This is a genomic window from Pseudoxanthomonas sp. SL93, from assembly GCF_026625825.1.
Lineage (GTDB): Bacteria > Pseudomonadota > Gammaproteobacteria > Xanthomonadales > Xanthomonadaceae > Pseudoxanthomonas_A.
In genome coordinates this window covers 125,595-138,480 of sequence record NZ_CP113065.1, presented here as the reverse complement: position 1 = coordinate 138,480, position 12,886 = coordinate 125,595, and the positions used below count along the sequence as shown (strand labels likewise).

General features: G+C 67.3%; 12 protein-coding genes. 2 read left to right on the top strand and 10 right to left on the bottom strand.

The features are described 5' to 3' along the window. Positions 1-41 precede the first annotated feature (41 nt). The gene (locus OVA13_RS00665) at positions 42-863 is read left to right on the top strand and encodes an inositol monophosphatase family protein (RefSeq protein WP_267791927.1); all 822 of its coding nucleotides are present in this window, start codon (positions 42-44) and stop codon (positions 861-863) included. Between the two features lie 238 nt (positions 864-1,101). Here the strand turns inward: OVA13_RS00665 and secF are convergent, their stop codons facing one another. The 7 genes from secF to OVA13_RS00630 form a co-directional block, all read right to left on the bottom strand. After that, positions 1,102-2,085, bottom strand: a complete 984-nt coding sequence (secF, locus tag OVA13_RS00660; protein ID WP_267791926.1) for a protein translocase subunit SecF — start codon at positions 2,083-2,085, stop codon at positions 1,102-1,104. A 14-nt stretch (positions 2,086-2,099) separates the two neighbouring features. After that, on the bottom strand, positions 2,100-3,998 hold the full coding sequence (gene secD / locus OVA13_RS00655) for a protein translocase subunit SecD (RefSeq protein WP_267791925.1): 1,899 nt from the start codon (positions 3,996-3,998) through the stop codon (positions 2,100-2,102). Positions 3,999-4,057: 59 nt separating this feature from the next. Next, positions 4,058-4,399, bottom strand: a complete 342-nt coding sequence (gene yajC / locus OVA13_RS00650) for a preprotein translocase subunit YajC (protein ID WP_267791924.1) — start codon at positions 4,397-4,399, stop codon at positions 4,058-4,060. A 131-nt stretch (positions 4,400-4,530) separates the two neighbouring features. Further along, a complete protein-coding gene (gene tgt, locus OVA13_RS00645) occupies positions 4,531-5,679 on the bottom strand; it encodes a tRNA guanosine(34) transglycosylase Tgt (protein ID WP_267791923.1) in 1,149 nt (382 codons plus the stop codon). A gap of 44 nt (positions 5,680-5,723) precedes the next feature. Beyond that, positions 5,724-6,332 carry a flavin reductase family protein gene (locus OVA13_RS00640; protein WP_267791922.1) on the bottom strand — a complete coding sequence of 203 codons (609 nt, stop codon included), beginning with the start codon at positions 6,330-6,332 and terminating at the stop codon, positions 5,724-5,726. After that, complete coding sequence (gene queA / locus OVA13_RS00635) at positions 6,322-7,383, bottom strand: tRNA preQ1(34) S-adenosylmethionine ribosyltransferase-isomerase QueA (protein WP_267791921.1); 1,062 nt, start codon at positions 7,381-7,383, stop codon at positions 6,322-6,324. The genes OVA13_RS00640 and queA overlap by 11 nt, the downstream gene beginning before the upstream one ends. 87 nt (positions 7,384-7,470) lie before the next feature. Further along, a complete protein-coding gene (locus OVA13_RS00630; protein ID WP_267791920.1) occupies positions 7,471-7,902 on the bottom strand; it encodes an Lrp/AsnC family transcriptional regulator in 432 nt (143 codons plus the stop codon). 119 nt (positions 7,903-8,021) lie between these two features. Here OVA13_RS00630 and OVA13_RS00625 point away from each other — a divergent pair, with 119 nt between their 5' ends. Then, positions 8,022-9,518, top strand: coding sequence for an aminotransferase class III-fold pyridoxal phosphate-dependent enzyme (locus tag OVA13_RS00625; RefSeq protein WP_267791919.1), 1,497 nt, complete (start codon positions 8,022-8,024; stop codon positions 9,516-9,518). Between the two features lie 72 nt (positions 9,519-9,590). Here the strand turns inward: OVA13_RS00625 and OVA13_RS00620 are convergent, their stop codons facing one another. The 3 genes from OVA13_RS00620 to OVA13_RS00610 all read right to left on the bottom strand — a co-directional run bounded on the left by OVA13_RS00620 (position 9,591) and on the right by OVA13_RS00610 (position 12,759). Then, complete coding sequence (locus OVA13_RS00620) at positions 9,591-10,175, bottom strand: inorganic diphosphatase (protein WP_267793583.1); 585 nt, start codon at positions 10,173-10,175, stop codon at positions 9,591-9,593. A gap of 65 nt (positions 10,176-10,240) precedes the next feature. Beyond that, positions 10,241-11,605: a purple acid phosphatase family protein gene (locus tag OVA13_RS00615; RefSeq protein WP_324288237.1), complete on the bottom strand. Its 1,365-nt coding sequence runs from the start codon at positions 11,603-11,605 to the stop codon at positions 10,241-10,243. Between the two features lie 20 nt (positions 11,606-11,625). Next, the gene (locus OVA13_RS00610; protein WP_267791918.1) at positions 11,626-12,759 is read right to left on the bottom strand and encodes a phytase; all 1,134 of its coding nucleotides are present in this window, start codon (positions 12,757-12,759) and stop codon (positions 11,626-11,628) included. Positions 12,760-12,886 lie beyond the last annotated feature (127 nt).

Genomic DNA, 12,886 nt, shown 5'->3' with positions numbered 1-12,886 from the left:
ACTTGTTCGCCCCACCCTACGCCTGTCCGAGGTCCGTTCGCATGCAGAAGCCCGTCGTCACCGTCATGGTCAAGGCTGCCCGCCTGGCAGGCAACGTGCTGTTGCGCAGCATCAACAAGCTGGACGCGCTGAACGTGGTGCAGAAGGAGCGGATGGACTATGCCAGCGAAGTCGACTCGGACGCCGAGAAGGTCATCATCAAGGAATTGCGCCGCGCCTACCCCGACTACGGGTTCGTCGGCGAGGAAAGCGGTGCCCAGATCAACGGCCGCTACACCTTCGTGATCGACCCGCTGGATGGCACCAGCAACTACCTGCGCGGCTTCCCCCACTACTGCGTGTCCATCGCGCTGGTGGACAACGGCGAGCCCACCGACGCGGTGATCTTCGACCCGCTGCGCAACGACCTGTTCACCGCCAGCCGCGGCGCCGGCGCGCAGCTCAACGAGCGCCGCATCCGGGTGGCCGAGCGCAAGGACCTGGTCGGCACCGTCATCACCACCGGCTTCCCCCCGCGCGAGCGCGCCCGTGCCGGCGCGCAGCTGGAATGCGTGCGCGAACTGCTGGTGCATGCCGAGGACATCCGCCGTACCGGTTCGGCCGCGCTCGACCTGGCCTACGTGGCCTGCGGCCGCTCGGACGCGTACTTCGAAGCCGGCGTGAAGGACTGGGACATCGCCGCCGGCGTGCTGCTGGTGCGCGAGGCGGGTGGCAAGGTCTGCGACTTCCGCGGCGCCGCCCTGACCCGCATCGATGGCCGTACCGCCCTGTCGCGCCAGATCGTGGCCGGCAACCTCAAGGTCGCCGAGGCATTGCAGAAGAGCATCGTCGCTTCGGGCTACGCGGCCGCGTTCAACGGCTGAGCCAGGGCATGTGGCACGGGATGCCGGGCGTGGGAGCGACGCAAGTCGCGACGTCGTACCCGATACGTCCAAGGCACCGACAACATCCTTTCGGACCAGGGCGATCGTAGCGTCAATGCCTTTGCAATGACGCCACCATTGCCGTCGCGACTTGCGTCGCCCCCACACCGGAATGAAAGCCGCCCAAGAAAAAGGCCGCGCAATGCGCGGCCTTTTTCTTTACCGATGACCGGCCTGCTTACGGGCGACGCGCCAGCGCCGCCTCGTCCTTGGCCTTGGGCATCAGGTCCTGCTTGCTGACGGCCAGGAAGCCGATGGTCAGCAGCGGGCACGCCACGAAGATCGAGGAGATGGTGCCCAGCACGATGCCGATCATCTGCGACAGCGCCATGCCTTCCAGCGAACCGCCGCCGTACAGGTACAGCGCCAGCACGGTCAGGAAGGCCACGAACGACGTGATGATGGTGCGCGACAGCGTCTGGTTGATCGAGCGGTTGAGGATCTCCATCGGCTCGGCACGCAGGTTGCGGAAGTTCTCGCGCACGCGGTCGAAAACCACGATCTTGTCGTTGATCGAGAAGCCCATCACCGACAGCAGGCCGGCCAGGATGGTCAGGTCGAACTCGATGCCGGAGAAGGCGAAGAAGCCCGCCACGATCAGCACGTCCGCCAGGGTCGTGACGATGGCCGAAATCGCGAACTTCCATTCGAAGCGGAAGCCGATGTAGATCAGGAAGCCCACCACCACGAACAGCAGGGTATACAGGCCGTTCAACGCCAGTTCCTTGCCGACCTGCGGGCCGACGAACTCGCTGCGCATCACCTTGGCCTTGTTGCCTTCCGTGGAGGCCAGGCGCACGACATCCTCGGCGGTGCGGTTGCTGGCTTCGGCGCCTGCGGCACCCACGGCGGTGCCTGCGTCCTCGCGCGGCTGCAGGCGCACCAGCAGGTCACTGCCGGTACCGAAGGTCTGCACCTGCGCGCTGCCGTAGCCGGCGGCTTGCAGCCGCTCGCGCACGCCATCCACGTCTGGCGGCGTCTCGAAGCGCAGTTCGACCACCGTGCCGCCGGTGAAATCCAGCGCGAAGTTGAACTTCTTCACGGCAATGGCGCCGATCGCCGCCAGCGTCAGCGCGACCGCGATCGCGATCGACACCCAGCGCACGCGCATGAAGTTGAAGTTGGTGTTGCTGGGGATCAGTTGCAACGGGAAAAGGCTCATGTCTGTCTCTCCCGTCAGATGGCCAGGGACTTCAGCTTGCGACGGCCACCGTAGATCAGGGTGGCGATGCCGCGCGAAACGGTGACTGCAGTGAACACCGAGGTCAGGATGCCGATGACCATGGTCACCGCGAAACCCTTCAGCGGGCCCGTGCCGAACGCGTACAGCGCCACACCGGCCAGCAATGCGGTCATGTTGGAGTCGAAGATGGTGCCCGACGCCTTGTCGTAGCCGGTGGCGATGGCCGCCTGGGGCGGCACCCCCGCACGCAGCTCTTCGCGTATGCGTTCGTTGATCAGCACGTTGGCGTCCACCGACATGCCGATGGTCAACGCCAGGCCGGCGAAGCCGGGCAAGGTCATGGTGGCGCCGAACAGCGACATCACCGAGACCACCATCACCAGGTTCAGCAGCAGCGCGATGCAGGTGATCAGGCCGAACATGCGGTAGTAGACCAGGAAGAACGCCAGCGCGAACAGGAACGAGTACATCACCGCCTGCGTACCGCGCTTGACGTTTTCGGCGCCCAGGCTGGGGCCGACCACGCGCTCTTCGATGAAGTCCATCGGCGCGGCCAGCGAACCGGCGCGCAGCAGCTTGGCCAGGTTGTCGGCCTCGGTCTTCTCCAGGCCGGTGGTCTGGAAGTTCTTGCCGAACACGCCCGCGATGCGGGTCGGCGACAGGGCTTCCTCGCGCACGCGCACGGTGCGGATTTCCTTGCCGTCCACCACCGTCACCTGCGGCACGCGCTCGATGTACACCACCGACATCAGCTTGCCGACGTTGGCGCTGGTGTAGTCGAACATGCGCTGGCCGGCGATGTTGTTGAGGGTGACGTCCACGGCGGGCAGGCCGTTCTGGTCCACGCCGACGCGCGCGTTGACCATCTCATCGCCGGAGGCTAGCACGCGCTTGTTGAGCAGCACCGGCACCGGCTTGCCGTCCAGCCCGGGGTCACGCAGGTAGAACACCTTGGCTTCCGGCGGAATGTTCCCGCTGGCCACCGCATCGGCGGCATTGCCTTCCACCACGGCGCGGAACTCCAGCGTCGCGGTGGCACCGATCAGGCGCTTGGCCTCGGCCGTGTCCTGGACGCCCGGCAGCTGCACGACCACGCGGTCGTTGCCCTGGCGCTGGATGATGGGCTCGGACACGCCGATCTCGTTGACGCGGTTGCGCAGCGTGGTGAGGTTCTGCTCGATCGCATCGCCGGCGATCTGCTCAAGCTCGCTCTCGGGCAGGCCGATGGTGATCACGTTGCCGAGCGCCTGGTAGGTCAGGCTGGTGCCGCCCGTCAGCGCGGTGGCATTGTTGCTGCGCGAGCTCAGCGTTTCCGCCAGCGCCTTCTGCGCGGCCTGCAGGTCCTCGCCTTCGGCCAGCGTCACCACGATGGTGTTGTTCGGACGACGCTCCACCGACTGGTACTTGATGCGCTTGTCGCGCAGGGTGACGCGGGTGTCTTCCACGTAGGATTCCACACGCTTGTCCAGCGCCGCCTTCTGGTCGACCTGCAGCACGAAGTGCACGCCGCCCTGCAGGTCCAGGCCCTGCACCATCGGGCGTGCGCCCACGTTGCCCAGCCAGTCCGGCACGGTCGACGCCAGGTTCAGCGCCACCAGGTAGTCCTCGCCCAGTGCCTGCCGCAGCGCGTCGTTGGCCTTGGTCTGCGCATCCAGGCTGGGCAGGCGCACCAGCATGCTGCCGGTCTCCGTGTCCACTTCCTTGGCCTGCACGCCGGCGGACTTCAGCGCCGCGTCGACACGGCCGCGCAGGGCGGCGTCGATGGCGAAGCCGCGGTTGGCGGTGATCTGTACGGAAGGATCCTGCGGGTAGATGTTGGGCAGCGCATACAGCGCGCTGGCCAGCACGACGACGAGGATCAGGACATATTTCCAGCGCGGGAATTCAAGCATCGGGGCGACCCGCGCACGCCCGTGCGGGCATGCGCTCAGCAGAGGTTACGGGGATGGGATCAGGCGGACTTCAGCGTGCCTTTCGGCAGCACGTTGCCCACGGCGGCCTTCTGCACGCGCAGGCGCACGTTGTCGGCCACTTCGACGGTGATGAAGTTGTCGCCGATGTCGGTGACCACGCCGGCGATGCCGCCGGAGGTGATGACTTCGTCGCCCTTGGACAGCTTGTCCAGCATGGCGCGGTGTTCCTTGGCGCGCTTCATCTGCGGACGGATCATCAGGAAGTACATGATGGCGATCAGGGCGATTGGCATCAGCAGGCCAAAGCCCCCCATGCCCTGCTGGGCCGCGGGTGCCGCCTGCGCGAACGCGGGAGCGATGAAGAAATCAAGCAGATTCATGGACTTATCCATTCAGAATTGAAAAGCAGCCGGGGATTATGCCACGCGGGGCCCATCCCCGTCCGGGCCATCCCCGGCCCCGAACCGGAAGAGACCGCACCGCCGCGGGATGGTTCCCGGTACCGTGCCGGTCAACTCCCCTGCAGCGGGGGAACGGCCATCCCGCGGGCCGCATAGAACCCGGCACGGAAGTCCAGGAACCGCCCCTGCTCGATGGCCGCGCGCATGCCGGCCATGACCTGCTGGTAGTACCAGAGGTTGTGCAGCGTGCCCAGCATGGGCGCCAGCATCTCGTTGCAGCGGTCCAGGTGGCGCAGGTAGCTGCGGGTGAAGCCGTTGCGGCAGGCATAGCAGCCACATCCGGGCTCGATGGGCTGCAGGTCGTGCTCGTACTTGGCATTGCGGATGCGTACCGTGCCTGACGAGGTGAAATAGTGGCCGTTGCGCGCATTGCGGGTGGGCATGACGCAGTCGAACATGTCCACCCCGCGCGCCACCGCTTCCACCAGGTCCTCCGGTCGGCCCACGCCCATCAGGTAGCGCGGCCGGTCCTCCGGCAGCAGCGGATGCACATGGTCGAGCATCGCGTTGCGCTCGTCCTCGGTTTCGCCCACCGCCAGGCCGCCGATCGCGTAGCCGTCGAAGCCGATCGCCTTCAGTCCTTCCGCCGAGCGCGAGCGCAGCTCAGGGTGCACCCCGCCCTGCACGATCCCGAACAGGGCGGCGTCGTTGCCCTCGTGGGCGCGCTTGGAGCGCTCGGCCCAGCGCAGCGAGAGCTCCATGGAGCGCTCCACCACGCGCGGATCCACCGGCTTGCCATCGACGTTCACCGGTGGGCATTCGTCGAAGATCATCACGATGTCCGAGCCCAGCACGCGCTGGATGTGCATGCTTTCCTCGGGCCCCAGGAACACCTTGCTGCCGTCCACCGGCGAAGCGAAGGTCACGCCGCCCTCGGTGATCTTGCGGCGGTGCGCCAGCGAGAACACCTGGAATCCGCCCGAGTCGGTCAGGATGGGTTTGTCCCAGCGCGCGAAACCATGCAGGCCGCCATGCGCCTCCATCACCTTCAGGCCGGGCCGCAGGTACAGGTGGAAGGTGTTGCCGAGGATGATCTCCGCGCCGAGGTCCTTGATGTGCTCGGGCAGGATGCCCTTCACCGAGCCATACGTGCCCACGGGCATGAACGCCGGCGTCTCGATGGTGCCGCGCGGGAAGGTCAGGCGGCCGCGTCGCGCGGTGCCATCCTGGCCCAGCTTCTGGAAACTCATTCGGGACATGGCGATCTGCTTGTTCGTGCGTCGGATGGAGTGGGAGCGCGCACTCAGCGCGGCCGGGTCATGCTGAAGGTGTCGCGGGTGGTGGCATACAGGCTGCCGCCCAAGCGCCCGACCAGGTCCAGCAATGCCGGGGCGACATGGCGCGGATCGGCCAGCACGGCGTCGTCGACGTGCGCCATCAACACCTCCGCGAACACCAGATGGTGGCGAGGCCGTCCGGCCGGATACGGCATGATGTCGGCGACGCGGCATTCGTAGGCCACCGGCGCACCCACCACACGCAGCGCCGCAACGCGCTCCGCCGGGACGCCGGCAATGCCGGCCTGCACGAATTCGCTGGCATCGTGCGGCAGCATGGCCGAGCTCGCATTCATCGCTTCGGCCTGTGCCTTCGATACCAGCTGGATCACCAGCTCGCCGCTGCGCTCCGCATTGCGCAGCGTGTCCTTCCGGCTGCCATCGTCGCGCAGGCTGATCGACAGCATCAGCGTGGGCGGCGCATCGCAGACCACCTGGAAAAAACTGAAAGGCGCCAGGTTGTCGACCCCTTCGGCCGAGCGCGTGGAAACCCAGGCAATGGGCCGCGGCGTGACCGTGGCGGTCAGCCAGCGATAGGCTTCGGCCGCGCCCAGCGCCGTGAAATCAAGGCGCATCCGGCTGCCCTACCCCTGCCGCATCGTCCTGCGGGAACAGCAGCATCGCGTCGCCATAGGAGAAGAAGCGGTACTGCTCGCGCACCGCATGCTCGTAGGCGGCGAACACGCGCGCCTTGCCGGCAAACGCGCTGACCAGCATCAGCAGCGTGCTCTCCGGAAGGTGGAAGTTGGTGACCATCGCGTCCACGCTGCGGATGCGGTAGCCGGGGAAGATGAAGATGCGGGTCTCGCCGGCGAACGGCTGCAGCTCGCCCTCCCGCATCGCCGATTCCAGCGCGCGCACGACCGTGGTGCCCACGGCGATGACGCGGTTGCCGCGCGCACGCGCGGCCCGCACCTGTTCGACCAGCGCAGGCCCCACGTTGAGCCACTCGCTGTGCATGTGGTGCTCATGGATATTGTCCACGCGCATCGGCTGGAAGGTACCCGCGCCCACATGCAGGGTGACGTGGCCGAATTCCACGCCGCGGTCGCGCAGCGTCGCCAGCAATGCGTCGTCGAAATGCAGGCCGGCGGTGGGCGCGGCGACGGCACCCAGTTCGCGTGCGAACACGGTCTGGTAGCGTTCGTCGTCGTCCTTGCCGGGGTCGCGCTGGATATAGGGCGGCAGCGGCAGGCGTCCGGCGGAAAGCAGCCAGCTTTCCAGCGAGTCCGGCACATGGAAGCGCAACTGGTAGAACTCGCCGTCGCGGCCCAGCACCTCCGCCTCGCCACCGGCATCCAGCTGGATGCGGCTGCCCGGCTTGGGCGACTTGCTGGCCCCCACCTGTGCCCGCGCCGCGTTGTCCGGCAACAGGCGCTCGATCAGGATCTCGACCCGGCCGCCGCTGGCCTTCTGGCCGAACAGCCGCGCCGGGATCACCCGGGTGTCGTTGAACACCAGCAGGTCGCCGGCCTTGAGCCATTCGGGCAGGTCGCGCACATGGCGATCCGCGAACGGCGCCTGGCCCGCGGGCACCACCAGCAGGCGGCTGGCGGAACGCTCGGGCAACGGCGCCTGCGCGATCAGCGAATCGGGCACGTCGAAATGGAAATCGGACTTCTTCACGGGGGAGAACCTGGGGCCGGCCGGCGCATCGCGCCGCGCCTGGCGGGGGCGTGCATTGTACGTGAGGCGGCCCTCGCCCCTGCCCGGCTAGCGTTCGAACTTGGTGGACAGCACGATGGACGAGGTGGTCCGGCCAACGCCGTCGATGGCGCCGATCCGGTCGGTCAGCACGTCCATGTCGCTGACGGTCGGTACCGCGCCGATCGCCACCAGGTCGTAAGCTCCGCTGACCGACTGCAGGGAGCGCAATTCCGGCATCGCCCGCAGCGCGGCCACCACCGACGTCATCTGTTTTGGCAGCACGGTGATCATGATGTGGGCGCGGATGGTCCCCCGTTCGTATTCGTCATGCAGGCGGACCGTGTAGCCGCTGATCACGCCCTCGCGCTCGAGCCGGTCGATGCGGCTCTGCACCGTGGTCCGCGACAGGTCCAGCCGGCGTGCGATGAGGGCGGTGGAGGCGCGGGCGTTCTCCCGCAGCAGCGAGAGGAGTTGTTCGTCAGCGCGGGTCAGCTTCATTCTGAAGGGCCGGTTTCGTCGATTCGACGAAATATCCCTTAAATCTGCGCATATCACAACTTCCAAGCGACGAATTTATCCCGATAATGGGATGTTTGAGGCTTCCGCCGGAGACCGCCATGGCCCTGACCGACCCGCTTGCCCCCTTGCGCGCCCATCAGGGCGAACGCCTGACCCACGGCCTGGACGATGCCACCATCGAGCGCCTGGCAAAGACCCATCCGGACCTGACGGCGGTCATCGACGCCGCGGCGGCCGAACATGCCCGGCTGAAGGACGAGTTCGCCGAACTGTTCGACCTGGACGAAGCCGAGCAGCTGCGCGCGGTGCAGTCCGGCTACGTCAACTTCTACGCCGACGACGCCATCAACCCCTACATCGCCCTGGCCGCGCGCGGCCCGTGGGTGGTCACCCTCAAAGGCGCGGTGCTGTACGACGCCGGCGGCTACGGCATGCTCGGCTTCGGCCACACCCCCGCCGCCGTGCTGGACGCGATGGCGCGCCCGCAGGCGATGGCCAACATCATGACGCCCAGCCTGTCGCAGCTGCGCTTCGACCGCGCCCTGCGCAAGGAAATCGGCCACACCCGCGGCGGTTGTCCGTTCGCGAAGTTCCTGTGCCTGAACTCCGGCTCCGAGTCCGTCGGCCTGGCCGCACGCATTGCCGACATCAACAGCAAGCTGATGACCGATCCGGACGGCCGCCATGCCGGCCGCACCATCAAGCGCATCGTGGTGAAGGGCAGCTTCCACGGCCGCACCGAACGCCCGGCGCTGTATTCGGATTCCTCGCGCAAGTCCTACCAGCAGCACCTGGCCAGCTACCGCGGCGAGGATTCGGTCATCGCCATCCCGCCGTACGACGTGGACGCGCTGAAGCAGGCGTTCGCCGATGCGGAGGCCAAGGGCTGGTTCGTCGAAGCCGTGTTTCTGGAGCCGGTGATGGGCGAAGGCGACCCGGGCCGCTCGGTGCCGCCGGCGTTCTACGCCGCCGCGCGCGAACTGACCCGCAGCCATGGCAGCCTGTTCCTGGTCGATTCGATCCAGGCCGGCCTGCGCGCCCATGGCGTGCTGTCCATCGTCGACTACCCGGGCTTCGAAGGTCTGGATGCGCCGGACATGGAGACCTACTCCAAGGCGCTGAACGCCGCGCAGTACCCGTTGTCGGTTCTGGCCGTGAACGAGCGCGCCGCCGGCCTGTACCGCAAGGGCGTGTACGGCAACACCATGACGACCAACCCGCGCGCGCTCGACGTCGCCTGTGCCACGCTGGCGCAGCTGACCCCGCAGGTACGCGAGAACATCCGCAAGCGCGGTGTCGAAGCAGTGCAGAAGCTGCAGAAGCTGCAGGCGGAGCTCGGCGGCCTGATCACCAACGTGCAGGGCACTGGCCTGCTGTTCTCGTGCGAACTGTCGCCGGCCTTCAAGTGCTACGGCGCCGGCTCCACCGAGGAGTGGCTGCGCCAGCAGGGCCTGAACGTCATCCATGGCGGTGTCAATTCGCTGCGTTTCACCCCGCATTTCGCCATCGACGGCGAAGAACTCGACCTGCTGGTCGGCATGGTGGGCAAGGCGCTGCGAGAAGGCCCTCGCATCAGCCAGGCTGCGGCGGCCTGATCTCCGCGGACGCTGCACGAAAAAGGCGAGCTTCGGCTCGCCTTTTTCTTTCCTGCAGCCGCCCGCTTCGCCTTACGGCTTCTGCGTGGCGAAGCGTTCCAGCGAGGCCTGGATCAGCGCTTTGGCTTCCTTTGCATCTCCGTAGCCGTTGAGCTGCACCGGATTGCGCCCCTTCGGCAGGTCCTTGTAGATGCGGAAGAACGCCTCGATGCGCTGGCGCTCGATCTCCGGCAGGTCGGCCAGGTCGCGGATGCCGGCATAGGTCGGGTCGACCTTGTCGGTGGGCACGCCGATGATCTTCTCGTCGTGCTTGCCGTCGTCGAGCATCCGCAGCACGCCGATCGGTCGGAACTTCACCAGCACGCCCGGATGCAGCGGCTCGCGCGTCAGCACCAGGGCGTCCAGCGGATCGCCATCGCCGGCCAGCGTGCGCGGCATCGAGCCGTAGTTGGCCGGATACGCCACCGGCATCGACTGGAACCGGTCCACGAAGACCAGCCCTTCGTCGTTGATCTCGTACTTGGTGAAGCTGCCGGCGGGGATCTCCACCGCCAGCAGCACCTCCTCCGGCGCGGCCTTGGGTTGCTCGGCGAGGAACGGGTGGCGGATGTGCGCCTCGCGTGCAAGCGCGGCGCCCGCCGACACGGCGAGCATCATGGCGAGCAGCAAAGGAGTGGTGCGCTTTCGCATGCGGGAAGTCCTGGTGCGGTCGGTGGCGGTTGTCATTCCCAGCACCGGTCGGCGCGGCCCTTCAGGGTCTCGGCACGGGTGCAGGTGCGCTCCTCAATGCGGCCTTCCACGCGCTCGACGAGCTGCTTGCCCGCCGTTTCGCCATCGACAAGCTCGAAGGCATCGTAGAGGCGGCCGGTCGCCGTGCGCGCTTCGTAACGCAGGCGCGGGCCGTCGAAACGCAGCACCTGGAAGAGCTGGGTATCCTCGGCGACGGGCCGCATGGTCTTGCGCGCCTCGTCGGAGAGCCGGTACTGCTTGGCGCCGGTGACGGACACGACGAACACCGGCGTCGGCGCTTCGTTCTTCAGGCGACCGTAGACGTGGTCGTGTCCTTGCAGCACCAGATCGACCCTGCGTTTGCGGATTACCGGCAGCAGGTGCTGGCGCAGCAGCACGTTGTCGCGGCCTTCTCGCGGGGAGAAGAACGGCTGGTGCGTCAGCACGATGCTCCAGCGCTTCGGATTGACGGCAAGCACGCCGTCCAGCCATCTCGCCTGCGCCTTCGCTGTCCCGAGATCCAGTGCCGACGTACCGTCGATCACCACCACGCGCACGTCCTGGTAGTCGAACCAGTAGGTCGTGCGCTTCGCCTGCGCCACACCGTTGCCCGGCAGCGCGAATGTCACCGGCCAGTGGGCGCCCAGCACGCGGCGTTCCTGCGGCGTGTCCTCGAACTCTTCGAAATATTCGTGGTTGCCTATTGCCGGCGCGACCACCAGTGAGGTCGGCAGCACTTCGTTCGCCTCGAACCACTCGCCCCACTCGTTGTCGTCCTCGCCGTCGCCACCGCTGACCAGGTCGCCGGCGAACAGCGCCAGGCGTGCGTCGGGCGCGGCCCGCATCGCTTCGCGCACGACCCGCGTGGTCAGGCTGACGTTCTTGTTCTGGGTATCGCCGAAGTACAGCAGCGTCAGCGGTGCGCCTGCAGCGGCGGCCGTGCGGGTGTGGTGCCAGGCGCTCCAGGTGCGGTCGCCCTGCACGCGCCACGCATACAGCGTGTCCGGCTGCAGGCCGTCGATATCCGCGCGATGGTGGTGGGCTTCGCCGTTTTCGGTCTTCAGCGGCATGCTCGTCGCGTTGATCCGCCGAGGCTCGCCCATGTCGGGCGAATCACCGGCGACGACGATTTCCAGCCGGGGCGAACGGACGACGGTACCGGTGCGCCACGCCACCGAAAAGCCGGTGGCGGCATCCTGCGCTGGCGAAGCCACGATCCGGTCGGGGAACCCGCCCGGCGCGTAGCGTACGACGCCCTGCGGTACGCGCGTATTCGGTTCGGGCTGGCGTGTCGTCACTTCCTGCGCGAGCGTCGTCGCGCAGGTCCCCAGCAACAGCACGGCCAGTCCCCACTTCATCCCCACATCCCCTGCCCGCTTCATTCGGCGCGGCACTCCGGCAGCGACAAGGCCTTGGCGATGTCGCGCCAGTCGAACGCCGCCACGGCCTGGTCGTCGTCGACGGCGTAGAACGCACCCTGCGGGAAGCGCGCGTCGGCGCTCTGGTCCAGCCATACGCCGTCGGTGTTCGCGGTCTTGTTGCCGGCGAATGCACCCTTGTACGCCAGCGTCGCGCGATCGAACACGTGGAACACGCTGCGGTCCTTGAACTGGTCGGTGGCGATCCAGTAGCCGGTGGCGCCCGAGCACTGCGCCAGCGCCATGCCCTCGGCTTGTGCCTTGAACAGGTCCGCGCCGATGTCGCGGCCACGATAGGTGCCATCCAGCCCGTACTCGCGCAGGCGCGTGCCGACGGCGACATCCTCTTCCGCCAGCAGCAGGCGATCATTTGCCGCATCGCCGAACACGGACTCCGCGATGCGGATCGCGCCCTTCTCGCCCGTGTCGCCGAACGCGCCGGCCAGGTTGGCCTTCCAGCCGCCTTCCACGCGCTGCAGGTGGTAACGCTTGAAGCGCTGGCCCAGTTCGGCCAGCGGCGGCGGCGCGTCTTCGTTCTGCGGCGACATGTAGTTGTCGCTGACGATCACCTCGTAGGCATCCTTCTGCGGGCGCACCCACAGGCCGTACGGCTGCTTCAGGTCTTCCGCGCCGAACACGAGCAGCGGCTTGAAGTCGGGCAACTGGAAGACCTGCACGCGACGGTTGTCGCGCTCGACTACCAGCACGAGGTCGTCGATCACCGCGATCCCGTTCGGGCGCTGCATCTGGCCCAGCTCGCTGCCCGGACCGGAAACGGTGCGCAGTTGCTTGCCGGTGCTGCCGTCGTAGACGACCAGGCGGTGGGTGTCCTTGGCGGTGGCGATCAACCAGCGCGTGCCGTCCGCCGCACGCCAGCTGGCCGGTGAATCGACGTTCTCGGCCGGCGTGGCCGCCGTGATGAAGGCTTCGGGCACGACGACGTGGGCGATCTTCGCCTCGCTGAGCAGCGGGTCCTTCTCGACGTTCTCGTCCGGCTCCTTCTCGCGCACCTGCGCGGCGGATTCCGCCACGGGCGTGGCCGGCGTGGCGGGTTTGCCGCCGCACGCGGCGATCAGGAGCGGGACTGCAAGCAAGGCAAGGCGTGGTTTCAATGGGTTCCCCATGACATGAAGGCGTCAACAAACGGTCATGTTCTACGCAGGCTTCGTGACGCTTTCGTGTCAACGCACGACACGCGGATACCTGTCATGCGACGGGAAC

Coding starts and splice junctions, on each gene's coding strand:
- OVA13_RS00665 (WP_267791927.1), top strand. CDS start 42: ATGCAGAAGCCCGTCGTCACCGTCATGGTCAAGGCTGCCCGCCTGGCA.
- secF (WP_267791926.1), bottom strand. CDS start 2,085: ATGAGCCTTTTCCCGTTGCAACTGATCCCCAGCAACACCAACTTCAAC.
- secD (WP_267791925.1), bottom strand. CDS start 3,998: ATGCTTGAATTCCCGCGCTGGAAATATGTCCTGATCCTCGTCGTCGTG.
- yajC (WP_267791924.1), bottom strand. CDS start 4,399: ATGAATCTGCTTGATTTCTTCATCGCTCCCGCGTTCGCGCAGGCGGCA.
- tgt (WP_267791923.1), bottom strand. CDS start 5,679: ATGTCCCGAATGAGTTTCCAGAAGCTGGGCCAGGATGGCACCGCGCGA.
- OVA13_RS00640 (WP_267791922.1), bottom strand. CDS start 6,332: ATGCGCCTTGATTTCACGGCGCTGGGCGCGGCCGAAGCCTATCGCTGG.
- OVA13_RS00630 (WP_267791920.1), bottom strand. CDS start 7,902: ATGAAGCTGACCCGCGCTGACGAACAACTCCTCTCGCTGCTGCGGGAG.
- OVA13_RS00625 (WP_267791919.1), top strand. CDS start 8,022: ATGGCCCTGACCGACCCGCTTGCCCCCTTGCGCGCCCATCAGGGCGAA.
- OVA13_RS00620 (WP_267793583.1), bottom strand. CDS start 10,175: ATGATGCTCGCCGTGTCGGCGGGCGCCGCGCTTGCACGCGAGGCGCAC.
- OVA13_RS00615 (WP_324288237.1), bottom strand. CDS start 11,605: ATGAAGTGGGGACTGGCCGTGCTGTTGCTGGGGACCTGCGCGACGACG.